The sequence below is a fragment of the Psychromonas saccharinae genome (assembly GCF_051201515.1).
GTDB lineage: Bacteria > Pseudomonadota > Gammaproteobacteria > Enterobacterales > Psychromonadaceae > Psychromonas.
In genome coordinates this window covers 3,076,058-3,094,854 of sequence record NZ_CP195153.1, presented here as the reverse complement: position 1 = coordinate 3,094,854, position 18,797 = coordinate 3,076,058, and the positions used below count along the sequence as shown (strand labels likewise).

The following is an 18,797-nucleotide window of genomic DNA, read 5'->3' as shown; positions in this document are numbered from 1 at the left end:
TTAGGAAAAATCAGATGTCTAAATTTTTTATTAATAGACCGATATTTGCCTGGGTGATTGCCATTGTAATCATGCTATCGGGCATCGCCGCAATACTAAATTTACCTATCGCTCAGTATCCAACGGTAGCGCCACCTTCTATCAATATTAGTGCGACTTATTCGGGGGCCTCAGCAAAAGCAGTCGAAGACAGTGTGGTACAGGTGATTGAACAAAGTATGACCGGGCTTGATAACTTGCTATATATGTCCTCTACCAGTGACTCATCAGGCAGTGCAAGTGTGACATTAACCTTCAGTGCTGAAACTGATCCCGATATTGCGCAGGTACAAGTACAAAATAAATTAACGCAAGTTAGTAGTCGTTTGCCGACTTCAGTACAGAATGCTGGTACATCGGTAACGAAAAGCACATCGGGCTTTATTTCCGTAACAGCTATCTATTCTGAAGATGGAACGATGGGGGCTTCAGATATTCAGGATTATGCAAATTCTAATATTAAAGATATTGTAAGTCGTGTTAATGGAGTCGGTGAAGTCACCGTATTTGGTCCTTCCTATGCAATGCGAATTTGGTTGGATCCTGCAAAATTAAACAGCTTTCAATTAACACCAATAGATGTGTCTAATGCGGTTTCCGCACAAAATAGTCAAGTTACCGTGGGGCAGTTAGGGGGCGCGCCATCCGTTGATACACAACTCATTAACGCAACAATTACTGCACAAAGCTTATTATCAAGTGTTGATGAATTTAAAGATATTCTGTTGAAAGTAAATGAAGACGGTTCACAGGTGCGTCTTAAAGATGTCGCCCGTGTTGAATTGAATGGGGCTAGTTTAAGTGTGATACCAAAATACCACGGTCAAGCTACTTCTGGTATTGCAATTACGCTGGCTTCTGGTGCTAATGCATTAGATACCCAAACAGCCGTTGATAAAAAATTAGCTGAGCTTGAAAAGGGTTTTCCTAAGGGATTAGCACTTGCAAAAGCGATGGATACGACACCTTTCATTAAAATTTCGATTGAAGAAGTAGTACAAACATTATTTGAAGCAATTGTACTTGTCTTCTTCATTATGCTGTTATTTTTACAAAACTGGCGTGCAACCTTAATTCCAACTATTGCGGTTCCCGTGGTTTTACTCGGTACTTTTGGCATTATGTCATTACTGGGTTTTAGTATTAATACCTTATCGATGTTTGGCATGGTATTAGCTATTGGTTTGCTGGTGGATGATGCGATTATCGTTGTTGAAAACGTTGAACGTATTATGCATGAAGAGAAATTATCACCACTCGAGGCTACTAAAAAATCGATGGGTCAAATCACCGGTGCTTTAATTGGGATGACAACGGTATTGGCCGTGGTCTTTATTCCAATGGCATTTATGTCAGGTTCGACAGGGGTTATTTATCAACAGTTCTCCTTAACAATTGTGTCCGCAATGTTTTTGTCTGTGTTAGTTGCCCTAGTTTTAACGCCAGTTTTATGTTCCACACTACTAAAACCAGCCGACAAAGAAAAAAACATCCATATTTTCGGCATGTTTAATCGACTGTTTGATCGTTCATTAAGTAGATACAATAATTCGATTACTCATGTGTTAGGGCGCCCGATCCGGTTTATTATTCTGTATGTACTATTGCTTGGTGCTGGTGGTTGGATGTACTCAACGTTACCTAGTTCATTTTTACCGAATGAAGACCAAGGTTCTTTTATGATAATGGCATCATTACCGAATGGATCCACCTTGAAGCAAACTGAAGCTGTTATGAATGATGTGCGCCAATATTATGCAAATAATGAAAAAGAAACCGTGGATGGTGTCTTTGACGTTTCTGGCTTTAACTTTGCGGGTTCAGGTCAAAATGCTGCTTTAGCTTTTGTACAATTAAAAGATTGGTCAGAAAGAACGACCGAGGGGACTGATGTTAATTCGGTTATTGGTCGCAGCATGGGTTATTTCTCGCAGTACAAGCAGGCTTCTATCTTTGCCTTTAATTCTCCTGCTATTCGTGAATTAGGTACCTCTTCAGGGTTTGATTTTTATCTCGAAGATGTGGGTAATATTAGTCATGATAAGCTGATAGAAATTCGTAACCAATTGCTTGGTCAAGCGGCACAAAGCCCAATTTTAGCAAAAGTAAGACCAAACGGTTTAGAAGATAATGCGCAGTTTTATTTAGATATCGATTACGAAAAAGCGAAGGCATTTGGTATTGAAGTTGCTGATATTAATCAAACACTTTCAATTGCTTGGGGGGCCTCTTACGTTAATGACTTTATTGATCGCGGCCGTTCGAAAAAAGTTTATATTCAAGCTGACGCGCCATATCGTATGACCCCAGAAGATATGAACCTTTGGTTTGTACGCAACAATAAAAATGAGATGGTACCTATTTCTGCCTTTACTTCATCACATTGGGGACAAGGTTCACCTCAGCTGAAACGATATAATGGTAATGCTGCGGTAGAAATTTTAGGCGAAGCAGCACCAGGATACAGTACCGGTGACGCGATGGATGAAATTAATCGGATAGTGGCTGAATTGTCGCCAAGTGTGCAAGTAAGCTGGACGGGGATGTCATACCAAGAACTAGAAGCGGGTAACCAAGCACCGATTTTATATGGTATTTCAATTTTAATGGTGTTCCTATGTCTTGCTGCACTATATGAAAGCTGGACGATTCCTATTGCGATTATTCTAGTTGTACCATTGGGCATTTTAGGGGCATTATCCGCCACTATGTTCCGTGGACTTGAAAACGATGTTTACTTCCAAGTGGGACTTTTAACCACCATTGGTCTTTCGGCAAAGAATGCCATATTGATTGTTGAATTTGCTAAGGAACAAATAGAAAAAGGTGTTGGACTGATTGATGCGACGGTCAATGCTTGTTCAATGCGTTTACGTCCTATTATTATGACATCACTTGCCTTTATATTAGGGGTCTTACCATTAGTTATTAGTACGGGGGCAGGGGCAAATGCTCGCAATGCAATCGGCACATCGGTAATGGGCGGGATGATTCTTGCTACCGTCTTAGTTATCTTTTTTGCGCCTTTGTTTTTTGTGTTGATTTGTAAATTATTCAAATCTCAACCCAAACCTCAACTTAACTCAATCGAACAGGAAAAATAGTTAATCTAAAACAGAGTAAGTGCTATTCGGCACTTACTCTGTTTCCTTATCCTACTTAATTTACATCTCTCCTATTTTATTTATATACAACTGCAGATAAAATCTAATCTTCATTATTTGATTAATCGGAACAAACATTGAAAAGCAAACTCATTACTCGTGCGGGTTATAAAAAACTACAAGAAGAACACGATTACCTGTGGCGAGACAAACGTCCAAAAATTACAGCAATTGTGAACTGGGCTGCAAGCCTAGGAGACCGGTCGGAGAACGCTGATTATCAGTACAACAAGCGTTTGTTACGTCAAATAGATCGTCGCGTTCGGTACCTAAGAATGCGTCTCGAGGAGCTGCAAGTTGTTGATTACTCACCGCAGCAAGACGGTAAAGTTTTTTTTGGAGCCAAGGTCGAAATAGAAAATGAACAGGGCGACATTCTTAACTTTAAAATCGTTGGCCCTGACGAAATTTACGATACCAAGCAATATGTGTCTATTGATTCCCCAATGGCAAGAGCGATGCTTAAAAAAGAAGTCGACGATGACTTTTTGGTCGAAACACCGGAAGGTAAAAAAGAGTGGTTTATTAATAAAATTGAATACGAGTGATAATGGGCAGTAATTAGAAGTGTGCAAATGAATTCCCGGCAGAGCATGGGAACTAGAAGTTAATGCAAAGGGCATTGAAAATGAACAAGGAGAGTTACTTAACTTTAAAATCGTTGGCCCGGACGAAATTTACGATACCAAGCAATATGTGTCTATCGATTCCCCAATGGCAAGAGCGATGCTTAAAAAGAAGTCGACGATGACTTCTTGGTCGAAACGCCGGAAGGCAAAAAAGAGTGGTTTATTAATGAAATAGAGTATGAGTGATAATGGGCAGTAATTAGAAGTGTGCAAATGAATTCCCGGCAGAACATGGGAACTAGAAGTTAATGCAAAGGGCAATTAACCATGTTTGATCTCAACGAAATAAAACAGCGTAGTGAAAGTCGCTCCTATCAGTTAGGAGAAAAACTATACTATTTGGGCAAAGTGAGCCGCTTATCGGTGACGGCAGATAGCGCTACGGCAATTGTCTCGGGACAACATGATTACCATGTCAGCCTGTATAAAGATGATTCAATCCAAGGCGAGACGCTACAGATTAGCTGTAGCTGTCCTGCTGCTGCGTATCAAGATATCTGTAAACATGCGGTTGCCGTTGCTTTGTTGGTTGAAAATACCTCAGAAACAGAGTTTGTTAACGAAGATGAAAAGCAAATTGAATTAATAAACTGGTTTAAGCAAAAGCCAGTGGATGAACTCACCGATATTCTAATGGCCTATATTGACGATTCAACCAATGAATTAGATAAGTGGCAATTGATTATGCGCAGTGAAGAAAACAATGTAAGTATCTCTGAATTAAGTAAATTGATCACCAAGGCCTTGCCTGCAAAAAGTGTGTGGGAGTGGAATAAAGTCAGTGATTATTTTGCCCATGCCAATGAAATGTTTGACCCTCTATTCAAGATGATTGAAAAATTATCTACCGTTAATCAATGGAAGTTAATATTAAAAGCAATCCAGCGATTGAATAAAGTACTAGAGCAAATTGATGACTCTGGTGGTTTTCGTTTTTACATCGAAGGAGAATTGAATCAGCGGTTAGTCGATCTATTTAATTTGCTCCCTTGGTCCGATGAAAAAAAAGCGCAGTGGATATTTAGTCACACAGAGGAATATAAATACGATGTATTTCCTAATGTACCTGAAGACTTTGAACTAAGCCCTGAAGTTAAACAGCTTTTTTTAGCACAATGCTTAAAAATGGTTGAGCAGAAAGCACAAGCGGGCGACCTGAATGATAGGGAGCATAAATGGTCAATCAGGCGATTAAGTAAGCCACTTATTGATGAGGCAAAGGAAAAGGGGGATTGGCAAGCTCAGTGTCGTTTTATGCAGATAACGGCGGTTAGATATTCTGATTATTTAGACATTGCAGGCGTCTGTTTAGAAAATAACGAGGCGTTGGAGGGCGAATACTGGTTACAGCAAGCCTATAAAGCAGCGCAAACATCCTATGAGAAAAGAGAATGCCAAGCATATGAAGTTAAAATTCGTGTCGCTTTGAGTGAGTTTAAAAGTGCATGGCAACTCGCTTGGCAGATGTTTAGCGATACCCCGAGTTTTACGCGCTATCAAAATTTACTTATTTTACAAGAGCAGACTGGTGTGATCGATGTGCAATTTATTGAGAAAACAGAGCAGATACTGGCAGATTGTTATATTGAAACAGAACGAGGTTTAGCTACGAATAGCGATGCGCTGCTGGATTTTTATATCGATAGGAAAGAGTTAGACAAAGCGCGGGTTTGGGCGTTAGCGCATAAAGCTAATAGCGACAGTTTGCTGGAACTTGCTAATTTAATTATTGCATTGCATCCGGATGATACCGTTGCGTTATATCGCCGAGTTGTTTGCTTAATTATCGAGCAGACTAATAATTCAGCCTATCAAGAAGCCATAGATTTACTGCTGAAATTAGAAAATATGTTAAAAGAAAATAAAGCAGAGCTTAGGGGATTTTATCAGATGGTGACGCAGATTGGTCAAGCTTACAAACAAAAGCGTAATATGCTTAAGTTGTTAAAAGAACACTTTGCCTATTGTTTTTAACTTAGTCATTATGGGCTAAATATAGGAAAATCTGCAGTAACGATTCAAACTTTTATATGTGTCCTAAAACAACAGGTACAGTTTTTCATGTCCGCAGACCCGTAGTTGCTGACTTTGTTTAATCGGTAGATTACCCTTTACTTGTCTTGGTGATAAATAATAAATTGATGTTTCAATATGCGTTTTATTTTTACAAATTTAATCAATGTTCTGAATTTTAAGTAAATATAAAATACTGTGTTTGTATTAGTAATATCCGTTTGGTAATAATGTCGTTAGGGCTAAGGATCAAAATGAATATAGATTCAATCGTTGGGGTGTGGTTATTAATTGGAAGTGTTTCCATTAATAGTGAAATAAATTTTATTGGGGAGGAGCCTGATCCTAAAGGCGTTACGGATTGGTTAAATGATTCAGGGGAAGAACTTATTGATAAAATCCAGGCAACTTCAGGGTTAACTTTAAGCGTCTCTGCTGATCGAACATTTACAGAAGTTAAACAAGGTTCTCCAAGTATTTATTGGTTTAGTGATGAGGGCGTCCTTGAATCGGAGGTTATTCCATTTAACGGTGTTGTAAAAACTAATGAATATGGAGCCTTTTTACAACCAGAAGATATTCCTTCTTGGGCAACGCCGACTAACAATTATGGTGTAATACTGAGATATGATGATGGTGATACCAAAATTAGTGATCATATTTATATTCGAGAGGATAAATTAGTGCGCACTATTAATGTTGTAACGGATGAGCTATATCTTGATCGTATCGTCGTTGTGTATGAAAATTATGGTGATTGAAATCTCTTTTTCATCAGTTTGCATATTAAGTGCTAGGAAAATATGGAATTAAGTAAGGGAACTAAAGTAGCAATATGGGCAGGTAGTATTTGTCTATTTCATGTGATTGGCATGCTTGTATTCAGAGCATTTATATACGCTGATATGTATATCGCACCAGAAGACGCTTATGGTATTTCTGATCTTATCGAATTACTTATAGGAGCTGTTTTTTTAGTTTTTTTTGACGGTATCTATTTTATTATTTTTCATATTTAGTGGTTATTTGTTATTGGTATTAAATTACTTTCAACAATATGTTATGTAATTTTTCTTATTTATCGACCTTGAATTTTATGCACCAAAGAAGGTCTAAATAAGTTTTGTAAGCCGTATACTTAATAATATCATCACTTTCTTTGCAAACTAATTTCATTATATTGTTACCTTAAGGCAACTCATTTAATCGTAATTCCCCCATTTTTTAATGAAATAGCCAATATCAACATTGATTTTTCATTAATTAATAATGAACTAAGAGAATCTAAGATTGATTGGAATATAATATTATCTGAAATCACCAATACGCCATTTCATTTGACGGTTGTCATCAAAATGTGCCTATTTTCTTTTGTATATGGAACCTTTTCAGTAAAATTAAATCCCATTCTCAGACCTATTATGCAAAAACCAATAAAAGATTGATTTTTAGAGGGGGGATTCGAGGGAATACATATGAATCAATTTATGAAGGGAAAGTAACAAAATCTATAGTAAAAGTAAGTTTCTTTGATGTTATTTTTCGAACTGGCTCAATTACTTTCAATACTGACCAACGTGATTCTGAAGGGAATATTATCGCTGCAGGTAAAATGATTTCGATCCCTAATCCTCATGCCGCTTATCAAGAAATTCATTATTTTTAATAAATACAAGACAGTTATATGTTAATGCTTTTTTTAATGTCTTAATGGTTTATTTTATTTCGAAATTAAGGGGGTGGAAAAACACTTATTATATGTTATTTTTAGATAAGCAATCAAAATGCATTGGATAATTAAAATAAGAAAGGGCGTTATAATGATGAGTCGAATATTCTTTTCTTTATTGAAAGATATAGCAGGGCTCTTTTTAGCTGGCTTACTTATATTTTCGCTCGTTGCTGCTTTTGAAGCGCCTTATTGGTGGATTGTCTTTGGTGTTTGCTTGAGTGGTGTCATTTACCATATTTTGAAAAAGAAAAATTAAGTATAATATGGCCTACTTATTTTTAATGTCTTTTGGTAAGTGATGATCATGATAATTAAATCAGCAGAATTGACACATGCTAGTGATATTGCTGCGTTGACCATTGAATTAGGTTACGTGGTTAATGAAACTGAAACCGAGGAATGGTTAGGCGCAATGCTTGCGTCGCCAAACTATGGTGTATTTGTTGGCGTAACCGACGATGATGTCGTTTGTGGATGGATAGTCGTTGAAAAACGATTATCTCTCGAAACAGGTTTTAAGGCTGAAATCTCCGGGTTAGTTACTAACACTAAATTTCGTCGTTTGGGTTTTGGAAAGCAACTTGTTTTAGCCTGCGAAAATTGGTCGCATAAGCATGGTTTGACCACCTTAGTGGTTTCATCAAATAGTCAAAGACAAGCTTCGCATTTATTTTACAAATCGGCTGGATTTTTACATAAAAAAACATCGCATAAATACGAAAAGAAAGTTTAATTTTTAGGAAGTCTGGGCATAAGGGTATCATCGATAAACTAGGAATGGCTTACTAGATTATTGTTCCTAGTAAGCTGTTTCAAGGACAGAGTAAATTACTTAGTCGTATCTTTTTTTAACTGTCTTTGTTGTTCTAATTCACGCGCTTCAGAACGCTTTTTCTTACGCGCGAGCGCACCATTAAACCGATCATGTTGAATTTCTGTTTCACAGATTATTTTAGGTATATGTCGTGGTTTTCCATCCGGGCCAATAGAGACAAACGTGAGATAGGCGGATGCCGTATGTCGCACTTCTCCCGTTAAGACTGATTCGGCTTCAATACGTGCACCAATTTCCATTGATGTTGTACCAACGTAATTGACACTGGTTTTTATTCTTAAAATATCTCCGACATAAACGGGGGAGTGAAAATCAAGTCGATCGATGGAAGCCGTAACCGCATTGCCACCAGTGTGCCGCATTCCGACCATGCAGGCGGTATTATCGACTAGTTTCATGATCGAACCGCCGTGAACATTGCCTGCAATATTTGCGTCGACATCCATCATTTGTTGAACCACGGTAATGGTGCTATAGGCGACGGTTTTGGGTTCCATATTATCTTCGATATAAGCATCTGTAGGTCTTACTTGTTTTCTATCAATCGTTTTTATTGCTTTCATGGTGGTCTCCTGATCGAAGGTAGGAAGGTAAATTCATTAGATATTTTCTAGGTGAATTTATGCTACCGTTTAAGTGTTATTGGGATATTTGATAATCGAGTCTTGATTATTCACGAGTGTGTTACACAACTTTAACAAAAATTCACAATCTATCTATATATTTATGATTAATTTTTTAAATAATGTAAGAATTCCATTGGAATCCCAGTAAGTTGGCGTGTTATCGATGATTGTTGCTATTTTTACTGCAATCATTGGTTAAATTTGTAGATTATCTTTTACCTCAAATCGACGATAATTATCACATTACGATAATGATGTTTGATGGTTCGGTATTCGGCCCCTAATATTTTTGTTTTTGCAAAACAACGTAATTTTGATTGCAATGACTACATCATCTTCTCCTGTTACATTAGCGCTTTTTCTTTGTTTGGATTTTTTATGGCTCAAGGTAAGTTTGTTAGCGGAAATATATTTCGCCATATCGTCGTCATGTCATCAACTAATGCTATTGGTTTAACAGCGTTATTTATTGTTGATTTGGCGGATCTGTTTTTTATTAGTTTATTGGGTCAAACGGAATTAGCGGCTGCGATCGGTTACGCCGGAACGATTGCTTTTTTTACAACGTCAATTTCGATTGGTTTATCGATTGCAATGACCGCGCTTGTTTCTAAAGCAATTGGGCAGCAAGCTCGAGATAGAGCGCGCAGATTAGTAGTGAATGTGTTGTTGACTGGCGCAGTTATCAGTGCAGTTATTGCCGCTATTGCGTGGTACTTTGCGCCCGAATTCGTCTCTATGATTGGTGCTCAGGGAGAAACGCATGATCTCGCTGTTCAATATTTACATATACTATTACCTTCATTACCCATCCTATGTATTGCAATGAGTGCTGGTGCGGCATTGCGTTCAGTCGGTGATGCTAAACAAGCAATGTTCTCTACTTTAGCGGGGGGAGGAATTAACGCATTACTTGATCCCATTTTTATCTTTGCATTAGGACTAGGGCTACATGGTGCCGCCTTTGCTTCTGTATTGGCGCGTTGTATGGTGGCTTGGGTTGCTTTATATGGGGTAATTAATAAACATCAATTATTAGGTCGATTTACCTATCAGGAATGGCTTGAAGATCAGAAGGAAATATTCAAAGTTGCAATACCGGCGATGATCACCAATGTCGCGACACCTATTGGCAATGCTTATGTAATTGCGATGATTGCGGTTTTCGGCGATGGATATGTTGCAGGTTGGGCTATTGTTGGACGTTTATTACCCGTTTCCTTTGGGATGATTTTTGCTATGTCGGGGGCTGTGGGCCCAATTATCGGACAAAATTTTGGTGCGAAGTTATACGATAGGGTGAGGTTAAGTACAAAACGAGCGTTGGAATTTACGGCCTGTTATGTCGCTATTGTCGCATTGATTATTTTTCTGTTACAAGACTATATTATTTATATTTTTAATGCGCAGGGTGATTCTGCTGAATTAATTCGCTTCTACTGCACGTGGTTATGCGTGAGTTTCATTTTTAACGGAGTTTTGTTTATTGCTAATGCAACCTTTAATAATCTTGGATTTCCTAATACTTCAACCATTATGAATATCGGTAAAGCGACGATTGGTACAATTCCATTAGTGTATTTGGGTGGACAATGGTTTGGTGCATTAGGTGTGGTTGGTGGCCAAGCTATCGGTTCTATTATCTTTGGTGTGGTAGGGTGGTTTTGGTCTCAGCGTATTTTAGGTCGTTTAGGTCAGGATGATCAAACTGTTGCATCCGAAGAAGATCAACGTCTCGATTCTGCATTACCTTTAACCCCGTTTTGTTCAAGTCGTGTTTATACTTTTGCCGATAGTGAGGAGGATTTAATTGACGCGGAGTCAGTCTCACCAAGCAAATAAGTGTTTATTTCTTTTGGGGTAGATGTTGTTTATTTGTTAAAAATAGCAAATAAACATACTATAATTGTGTGTATATTATCTTTCTAAAGTGTGACTTAGGAACTAAGCATAACCCGTTAACCTCTCTATACTGTTCCTGATTGTATAAAAACTCAGCAAAATTTATATTTATTATTTATTATCAAATTGTTGCTAGTTCATAACAAAATATAAATTTTCATAAAGAAATGTGGCCTGTTCGTCGGTCCACCATTTCATTCATTTATGCCTTTCATAGGGAGTTTTGACACTCGTTAGTTCTAATTGACACTAATATAATATGGAGAAAGTTATGCCTGAATCTAATCCAAAGTTTTATTACCCTTCGACCGATGTTGTTGAGAGAGCAAATGTCCAGGAATATGAAGAACTTTACAAACGTTCTATTGAAGACCGTGAAGGTTTTTGGGCGGAACAAGCGGAGCAACTCGATTGGTATAAGCGTTGGGATAAAGTGTTAGATGAGAGTAATAAACCTTTTTATAAATGGTTTGTCGGTGGCAAAACGAACATTATACAAAATGCGATTGACAGGCATCTAACCGGTGCTAATCGTAATAAGTTAGCTATTATCTGGGAAAGCGAATCGGGAACAACACAAAGTTTTTCTTATTACGCGTTAAACCGAGAAGTCTGCCAATTTGCAAATATTCTCAAAAGTATGGGAATTAAAAAAGGCGATATCGTTACTATTTATATGCCACAGCTACCTGAAATGGTCTTTGCGATGTTAGCATGTGCCAAAATAGGCGCTGTACATAGTGTTGTTTATGGCGGGTTTAGTTATGAAGCGTTAGCCTCTCGGATCAGTGCGGCAAATAGCCGAATTTTAATTACTGCCGACGGTGGGTCTCGCCGTGGTAAAAAAATTAACCTCAAAGAAATCGCCGATGAAGCGATGAAACGATCGCCCACTATCGAAGTGTGTATTACGGTTAAACACAATAATCTCGATGTTAATATGGAAGCAGAGCGTGATTTTTGGTATCACGATCTTAAATCTCTACCGATTGCCAGTCCAAAATGTAAAACCACAATATTGGATGCCGAAGATAAACTATTTATTCTTTATACATCAGGGACCACCGGGGCACCAAAAGGTATGGTGCATACGCATGGCGGTTACAGTGTTTATACTAGTACGACACATAAAATGGCATTCGATATTAAGCCGGAAGATCGTTGGTGGTGTGCAGCCGATCCCGGTTGGATAACAGGTCATAGTTATATTGTTTATGCACCGTTAATTAATGGTTCTACGATTATTATGTATGAGGGCGCCCCGAATTATCCTTATCCAAATCGCTGGTGGCAAATGGTTGAAAAATATGGCGTAAATATTTTATATACGTCTCCAACTGCGATTCGAGGCTTGATGCGTTTTGGCGATCAGTGGGCTGAACGTCACGATCTATCAACCCTAAGATTATTAGGTAGTGTGGGAGAGCCCATTAACCCTGAAGCATGGCGTTGGTTCTATGATGTTATCGGTAATGGAAAATGCCCCATTATTGATACATGGTGGCAAACAGAAACCGGTGGTTTTATGGTGTGCCCTTTACCTATCACACCACTTAAACCTGGTTCTGCAGGTCAACCTTTCTTCGGCAATGAAATTGGTGTCGTCGACGAAGAAGGTAATCAGGTACCGGTTGGACAAGAAGGGAAATTAGTGATTAAAAACCCATGGCCGGGGATGGCTAGAACGGTGATGGGCGATGATCAACGTTACGCTGATTTATATTGGAGTGATTATAAAGAACAGGGTTATTACACTGCAGGTGATTCTGCCAAAATCGATGAAGATGGCTATATCTGGGTTATTGGCCGTATGGATGAAGTACTGAAAGTCTCGGGCTATCGCCTTGGTACTTCTGAAATTGAAAGTGCATTGGTGAGTCATCCTTCTGTTTCTGAAGCGGCTGCAATTGGTTTACCCCATGAATTGAAAGGACATGGTATTTATACTTATGTGATTCTCAATGAAGGCGTAACGGGTGACAAAGTATTGCAAAAAGAATTGCAAGAACATGTTGGAAGTGAGCTTGGGAAAATAGCGCAACCGGAAAAAGTGACATTCGTTGAAAGTCTACCGAAAACGCGTTCTGGTAAAATAATGCGACGTGTTTTACGTGCCAGAGCATTAGGATTAGATGAAGGTGATTTAAGTACGTTAGAGGAATAAATTTCATAACGAAAAATACTTTAAAGTGCGGATAACAGAGCGATATGCAATACTAAGCTCATGTTATTCGTACTTTTTTTGTTTAATCATATTATCTTTGGTGATACATCCGTCTGTTTCGAACTGTAATGTGATATGGCTAATACCAAAGTGTTGATGTAATTTTTCTTCCATATACTTGGCAATTTCAGCGGTTGAGCTTATTAACACTTAGTCGACTTTCACATGAAGATTATGTTTATCGAGTTGCCGCAAATAAATATTATTCACGTCGGATATTTGACTTAATACTAATCTGTCATTGAAATACTGGTGAGGATTTTAAATAGTAAGATATTAATGGCTTCCAGAACTACTTTCCAACTTTCCCAACTGATATCCATAGCAATCAATAAAGTTAATACCGGAACCCCCCAATATTGATGATAATACGTAATAGTTAATGCACCGATAATAATAGCCACACAAGATACCGCATCGGAGGCCAAAGCTAAGCTTCCCGACACAATACCGCCAATAATTTATAATAAAGAAATACTAAAATTAAGTAGCAGGGTAATGAATATGCGTTTAGGGGAAGTTTCTTCGTGGTGGAGATGATCTGACATAATTTTCTATCCTTACCCGTTACCATTCAAGATGCAGAAATCAGCAAGATGAGAGGTGAGCAGATTCTAGGTATAAAGGTGAATATCTAACGGGTTAAATCGAGACTTTATAACAACGAAGATGTTTGTCTCTCGTCTTGCCCTGCGGGTCACTAGCTCGTTTCTTATAAACCATGGCAATACTGCGTTATAACATTCGATAAGGACTAGCCATTAAAGATGTAAAGTCTTATTTTTACATATACCGATAGAGGATTAACGCAGTTAATCGCTCGAAAGGTCATCATGTTACGCCTTGCCTTGGTATCCGAGCTAGTGACTGATAAACGCATCTTGATTGGTAACGGGTATATATTAATTAAGATGCTATGCCAGTAAAAAAGATGCAACGTAATGAAAAATATACCATTGATAAAAAAATAAAATCAGTAAGGTGCTGTTAAAATTTTTAAAAGGAAGTGATATATGGATATGAGAAAGAAGAAATTTACCTTTTCTACATTAGGTATTTGGCGGAAGATTTATATTGGCGTTATTTGGTTTATCAACTTAATTTTATTCTTGGGCACTTGTATTTGGACGTTTATGCCAGAAGCAATGGGGGAAGGATTAGGATATCCCGTTGCTTATTTAATCGCTTTTTATTGTGCATTTTTGATTTATATTTTTTGGATTCATACTGCGATTTGCAAACGGAAAACGAAGCAATTACTTGCTTTGGTTTTTATTCAAATAATCCCATTTATGAATCCTATTTCAGCATTACTATTTTTCTTAATATACCGCACAAGTAAAAAAGAAATTAATGTATAAACTTTTGTTTTAATGGCTAATTTAATCTACTATATTTTATCGGTACTAATTTATTTCTGCTGCCATTTAGGCGTTGTGAATGCATATTGAATGTGAGTAGATATAATAAGTTGAATAATTAACGTTGAAAATGAGATTGCCTGTCATGGACATAATATTTGTACGACATGGTGTACCTGATTACACCCTAGCTGATTCACGGAAAATGACCCAACTAGAAAAAGATTATGCACCACTAAATCGTGATTATATTAACGATATTCATGTCACGGCTAATCAAATTAAGCAACTGAAGCCCGATGTTATTATTTCATCTCCCTATACACGCGCATTGCAAACCGCCGAATTAATTAATCGAGAGTTACAATTAGAGCTTTACGTCGAACATGATTTACGAGAGTGGCGAGCGGATTTAACTGGCGGTTTTTTGCCGTTAGCTGAAAGAGATAATCGATGGTTTGCATATCGTGATGCATTAAAGGAAGGAAAACCTCAAACGGACACATCCTACGAGTCAACTAAAGTACTTAAAGAAAGGGTGTTAAAAGTATTAGGGAAATATAAAGGCTATTCTAAAGTTGTTATTGTTTCTCATTTCAATGTATTAGAAAGTCTTATTGGTTATCAAGATAAAGAACTCGAGTGTGGTCAATTTAGGTCCTTAATATTGGCGATTAGGGGTGAATAATATCGAAAATATTAACCGACCTGTTAATATCCATAAACGTTATCATGCACATGTCTATTTTGAGCAAGCAACACTCAACTTCGCCACTGAGTTATGTACGTTGACGGGGCAAAAATTTGATTTACAAATTGGGCGTGTACATCAGCGTTGCGTTGGACCTCATACAAAATGGAGTTGCCAGATTCTATTTATGAATAAAGATTTTGACGTTTTAATACCTTGGCTAAATCAACAACGTCAGTAATTAAGTGTATTGATTCATGGTGATACCGGTGATGATTTGGCTGATCATACGAGCCATGCCTACTGGTTAGGGAATGAAGTATCATTGAATTTAAGTCTTTTTAAATAAGAGGCCATGCTTGGCTGATGGAAGGATAATTCAGATAAAAATGACGGCCATAGTGCATGGCCGTTATCGATATTAGTTACTCATCCTGATGGTGGTGATCTGATGTTGTTTCCGTTGAGTCAATTTGTTGGATGGGTTGATTTCTCACGCACATCAATGTTGTCGACATATATTGGCAACTTCCTATATAAATCATGATGTCCACCTTCATATTGGCAAGTATCGGAGCGCACTTTATTTTCACATACACTCACGGCTTTTTCATTGAGATGACCAGAATGTGCGTGAGCATAACTGGTTACTAGCAATAAACTCAATGTGGTGGAAGAAAAAATGCCTTTTAAATTGCTTTGATTCATTCTTGTGCTACCTTTTATTATTTTGCTTCTGGCGGACGTTGGCCATCCGGCGGACTGCCTGCGGGGGGGCCGGCAGGACGAACAGTTTCTCCATGCATACAACCAATAAACATATTTTCGCTTGGGCTTGCTGCGTGATAATGGTAACCGCGAATCTCGTCTGTTGTGCCACGACATTCATCGAGTGATTCTTCTTTTCCTTCAGCATTTTTCATTGCATAGATACCGTAACCATCTGCGGCATAACCTATAAGTGGGGCATGTCCATCGTCAGTTTGAACGGCTTTATCGGTACAACCTGTTGTTGAATGATAATGGTAGCCTTGATGAACATTAATATGGCCGCCACAGTCATCAAATGCTGCAATGGTATAACTACCTAAAATAGCATTAACAGGTGCTGGACCTGATAATTCAGCACCATCCAAGGCAATGCCAACGGTATGAACACGACTAGATTTTTTTGCAGGGATAGGTGTTGTTGGAATCAAGTAGGTCAGTGAAAAATCATCATCAAGGTAAGCGAGTTCGCATTCAATACAATTTTGTTTATATTGTTCTTCAACGTCAGGACGTGCAGCGCCTAAACAAGCGGCTTTAGTTGCTGTGTAACGGACTTTATTGGTTTTAGCGTCGTATACGAGCCATTTTTCATCACCATAATATTCACCCAATTTTAAAATAAATTCACCGGTAATATCAACGAGATCACCACTTCCTTCTTTATTAAACCAACCGCCACCAGCTTCTGCACCGTCGCTGGTATTTCTCGGGCAAAAAGGACCAGGTTCTCGCCCTGCAGGTGCACCAGAGGTGACAAATTGATAACACATGGTTTCTGTTCCTTCTGACGTTGTACAGTCAACTATTTTTGGCGGCTGGGCAAATGCCCCCTCTGTAAACATTGAGAGATCTATTCCTTCGGAAATTTTGGTTTGCTTTGTCTGTGTTGAATTTTCCGTTTGCTCAACGTGTTTATGTTGGGTTTCAGAAGTCTCATTACATCCGACTAAAGCAAGCGTACTAAAAGCAATGAGTCCTGCGGGAGAACGAGAGGATGATAAATACATAATAATATCCTTTTGCGAAGAAATTGATTAGCAATAGCTTGTTGAACCTTGCTAATTCCCCCTTCAAATTTAATGAGAAAGTGAATGTTATAAGTATTGCAGAATATTGTAATGAAAATGTGAAAAAAAGATGCAATCTTTAACATGGAAGGTGGTTCTTGTAACTGTGTGACGCGGAAGGTCTAGTGATTTCTTGCTGTATCTATTATCGGTATACTCCCGTTACCGATTAAGATGGGCTGTTTAATGCATCTTAATTAATAACGGGTTCTTTTACTCAGGAGTTAGCTATTAGTATCATAAGTAACATTTATGTTTACTTGGCCGGTATAAACAATTTTCCCATTTGGATTCATTTGCTCAGCAACCGTGATATAACTGCCGTCTTCCAATGTTAAACTACGTGAGTCGGGTGCAATATGACCAATTGCTCTGTTTAATTCCGTTGCGTCATCTGTTTTTAAAACATTTAATTTTGCGAGCGCCATTTCGTAAGCTGCACTTTGGCTTGCAACTTCAGTCGTTTTGATAACTTTTGTGGTGTGCATTGTTGTTATGTCACTTGCAAAAACTTGAGTGCTAAGTGCTAATAATGTTGATGCAATAATTGCTAATTTAGTAAATTTCATGGTTGTATCCTTTTAATTATTAATGTGTGTTGTGTTAATGAGCGGCGACATTAAAAATGTGAAGCCCCTTTGCTATGTGTAAAGAATACGCTAAACCAAATGACTGAATCGCGACGATAACATGACACTTTTGTCAGACTATAAAAATATTTCTAATATATTACTTTACTAATTTACTGATGGGGAATGGGGGATAATTAATGTGGTAGGTATTTAAGCCGGATTATTATTCCGGCTTAATATTGACAAAACAGTTAATCAATTAACTTAAAATGTCTTCAATGGTAATATAATCACCAACACGTCCAGTCATTTGTTCAACATCTGTATTAACAGGTAATGTTTTTTTACCTGGGCGCCAACCTGCAGGGCATACTTCACCGGTTTCAGTTGCATATTGCCACGCTTCTATTTGACGTAGGAATTCATTGACATTACGACCTACTGAATCTGCTTGTACTTCTTGAGCGACACAAATGCCATCGGGGTTAAATAGGAATCGACCACGTAACGCGACGCCTTCTTCTTCAATTAACACACCAAAGTCACGACTGACTTGTTGGGTTGTATCTGCTCCCATTGTTAGTTTTAAGCCTGCTAAAATAGGTTCAGTTTCTACAAAGCGTTTATGAGAAAATTGAGAATCCACTGATATGGGTAAAATTTCTACACCCATTTTTTGAAATTCGTCATATTTAGCATTCATCGCTGCGATTTCAGTCGGGCAAACGAAGGTGAAGTCAGCCGGATAAAAGCAAATGGCAACCCATTTTCCTTTATAATCTTCACTTGAAACTGTGGTGTAATGACCGGTTTTTGAATCATATGCGGCCATTTCAAATTTAGGCATTTCATTGCGAACCATTGTTGAACTCATTGTTTTTTTCTCCTCAGAAATTGTTGTTGTATTCGTTGTTGTCTCAGTTTTTGGTTTTCTAGGTTTAAGCTTTACGTCGCAACTCATTCCTTTCTCCTTAAATTAGTAATTTATTGTTATATTAGGTGCGTCTAATTCATGTAAATTAGAATATACTAAATTAGTTTTTTGTAAAACAATTGTTTTCAATGGAAGTGATAGGAATTAACTATTAATTGATATGGGGTCAAATCTAGTTGAAAAATGATTAATACAGTGCTGACTGACTTAGGTGAAATGTTTGCAAATGAATTTGGA

The 18,797-nt window shown here is 37.9% G+C and carries 19 protein-coding genes and 1 pseudogene; 14 read left to right on the top strand and 6 right to left on the bottom strand.

What is annotated here, in order from left to right:
* Nucleotides 1–14 precede the first annotated feature (14 nt).
* The 9 genes from ACR30L_RS13775 to ACR30L_RS13735 all read left to right on the top strand — a co-directional run bounded on the left by ACR30L_RS13775 (nt 15) and on the right by ACR30L_RS13735 (nt 8,310).
* A complete protein-coding gene (locus tag ACR30L_RS13775) occupies nt 15–3,143 on the top strand; it encodes an efflux RND transporter permease subunit (RefSeq protein WP_435234821.1) in 3,129 nt (1,042 codons plus the stop codon).
* 137 nt (nt 3,144–3,280) lie between these two features.
* Nucleotides 3,281–3,751, top strand: a complete 471-nt coding sequence (gene greB / locus ACR30L_RS13770; protein ID WP_435234820.1) for a transcription elongation factor GreB — start codon at nt 3,281–3,283, stop codon at nt 3,749–3,751.
* A gap of 31 nt (nt 3,752–3,782) precedes the next feature.
* Complete coding sequence (locus ACR30L_RS13765; RefSeq protein WP_435237912.1) at nt 3,783–4,007, top strand: GreA/GreB family elongation factor; 225 nt, start codon at nt 3,783–3,785, stop codon at nt 4,005–4,007.
* A 92-nt stretch (nt 4,008–4,099) separates the two neighbouring features.
* The gene (locus ACR30L_RS13760; RefSeq protein ID WP_435234819.1) at nt 4,100–5,806 is read left to right on the top strand and encodes an SWIM zinc finger family protein; all 1,707 of its coding nucleotides are present in this window, start codon (nt 4,100–4,102) and stop codon (nt 5,804–5,806) included.
* A gap of 293 nt (nt 5,807–6,099) precedes the next feature.
* Nucleotides 6,100–6,606, top strand: a complete 507-nt coding sequence (locus ACR30L_RS13755) for a hypothetical protein (protein WP_435234818.1) — start codon at nt 6,100–6,102, stop codon at nt 6,604–6,606.
* Between the two features lie 42 nt (nt 6,607–6,648).
* Nucleotides 6,649–6,864: a hypothetical protein gene (locus ACR30L_RS13750; protein ID WP_435234817.1), complete on the top strand. Its 216-nt coding sequence runs from the start codon at nt 6,649–6,651 to the stop codon at nt 6,862–6,864.
* 338 nt (nt 6,865–7,202) lie between these two features.
* Nucleotides 7,203–7,511, top strand: coding sequence for a hypothetical protein (locus ACR30L_RS13745; RefSeq protein ID WP_435234816.1), 309 nt, complete (start codon nt 7,203–7,205; stop codon nt 7,509–7,511).
* A gap of 154 nt (nt 7,512–7,665) precedes the next feature.
* Entirely contained in the window at nt 7,666–7,833 is a 168-nt protein-coding gene (locus ACR30L_RS13740) for a hypothetical protein (protein ID WP_435234815.1), read from the top strand.
* Nucleotides 7,834–7,881: 48 nt separating this feature from the next.
* Complete coding sequence (locus ACR30L_RS13735) at nt 7,882–8,310, top strand: GNAT family N-acetyltransferase (protein ID WP_435234814.1); 429 nt, start codon at nt 7,882–7,884, stop codon at nt 8,308–8,310.
* 95 nt (nt 8,311–8,405) lie between these two features.
* Here ACR30L_RS13735 and ACR30L_RS13730 read toward each other — a convergent pair whose 3' ends face one another.
* A complete protein-coding gene (locus ACR30L_RS13730) occupies nt 8,406–8,975 on the bottom strand; it encodes an acyl-CoA thioesterase (protein WP_435234813.1) in 570 nt (189 codons plus the stop codon).
* Between the two features lie 441 nt (nt 8,976–9,416).
* Between ACR30L_RS13730 and ACR30L_RS13725 the strand changes: the two genes are divergently transcribed.
* Nucleotides 9,417–10,880 (top strand): MATE family efflux transporter, encoded by a 1,464-nt coding sequence (locus tag ACR30L_RS13725; protein WP_435234812.1) that lies wholly within the window; start codon nt 9,417–9,419, stop codon nt 10,878–10,880.
* A gap of 331 nt (nt 10,881–11,211) precedes the next feature.
* The gene (gene acs, locus ACR30L_RS13720) at nt 11,212–13,104 is read left to right on the top strand and encodes an acetate--CoA ligase (protein ID WP_435234811.1); all 1,893 of its coding nucleotides are present in this window, start codon (nt 11,212–11,214) and stop codon (nt 13,102–13,104) included.
* Nucleotides 13,105–13,394: 290 nt separating this feature from the next.
* Here the strand turns inward: acs and ACR30L_RS13715 are convergent, their stop codons facing one another.
* Nucleotides 13,395–13,610 carry a hypothetical protein gene (locus tag ACR30L_RS13715; RefSeq protein WP_435234810.1) on the bottom strand — a complete coding sequence of 72 codons (216 nt, stop codon included), beginning with the start codon at nt 13,608–13,610 and terminating at the stop codon, nt 13,395–13,397.
* 567 nt (nt 13,611–14,177) lie between these two features.
* On the opposite strand from ACR30L_RS13715, the gene ACR30L_RS13710 reads away from it, so the two are divergent.
* From ACR30L_RS13710 to ACR30L_RS13700, 3 genes and pseudogenes are all read left to right on the top strand, one after another.
* Complete coding sequence (locus ACR30L_RS13710) at nt 14,178–14,525, top strand: hypothetical protein (protein ID WP_435234809.1); 348 nt, start codon at nt 14,178–14,180, stop codon at nt 14,523–14,525.
* A 145-nt stretch (nt 14,526–14,670) separates the two neighbouring features.
* On the top strand, nt 14,671–15,213 hold the full coding sequence (locus ACR30L_RS13705; protein ID WP_435234808.1) for a histidine phosphatase family protein: 543 nt from the start codon (nt 14,671–14,673) through the stop codon (nt 15,211–15,213).
* Nucleotides 15,206–15,565: pseudogene (locus tag ACR30L_RS13700) on the top strand (DOPA 4,5-dioxygenase family protein). Before ACR30L_RS13705 ends, ACR30L_RS13700 begins: the two are co-directional and overlap by 8 nt.
* 119 nt (nt 15,566–15,684) lie before the next feature.
* Here the strand turns inward: ACR30L_RS13700 and ACR30L_RS13695 are convergent.
* From ACR30L_RS13695 to ACR30L_RS13680, 4 genes are all read right to left on the bottom strand, one after another.
* The gene (locus ACR30L_RS13695) at nt 15,685–15,924 is read right to left on the bottom strand and encodes a hypothetical protein (RefSeq protein WP_435234807.1); all 240 of its coding nucleotides are present in this window, start codon (nt 15,922–15,924) and stop codon (nt 15,685–15,687) included.
* A gap of 17 nt (nt 15,925–15,941) precedes the next feature.
* Nucleotides 15,942–16,994, bottom strand: a complete 1,053-nt coding sequence (locus ACR30L_RS13690) for a YHYH protein (RefSeq protein WP_435234806.1) — start codon at nt 16,992–16,994, stop codon at nt 15,942–15,944.
* Between the two features lie 284 nt (nt 16,995–17,278).
* On the bottom strand, nt 17,279–17,623 hold the full coding sequence (locus ACR30L_RS13685) for a DUF3316 domain-containing protein (protein ID WP_435234805.1): 345 nt from the start codon (nt 17,621–17,623) through the stop codon (nt 17,279–17,281).
* 262 nt (nt 17,624–17,885) lie between these two features.
* Nucleotides 17,886–18,587, bottom strand: a complete 702-nt coding sequence (locus ACR30L_RS13680; protein ID WP_435234804.1) for a peroxiredoxin — start codon at nt 18,585–18,587, stop codon at nt 17,886–17,888.
* Nucleotides 18,588–18,797: the final 210 nt, after the last annotated feature.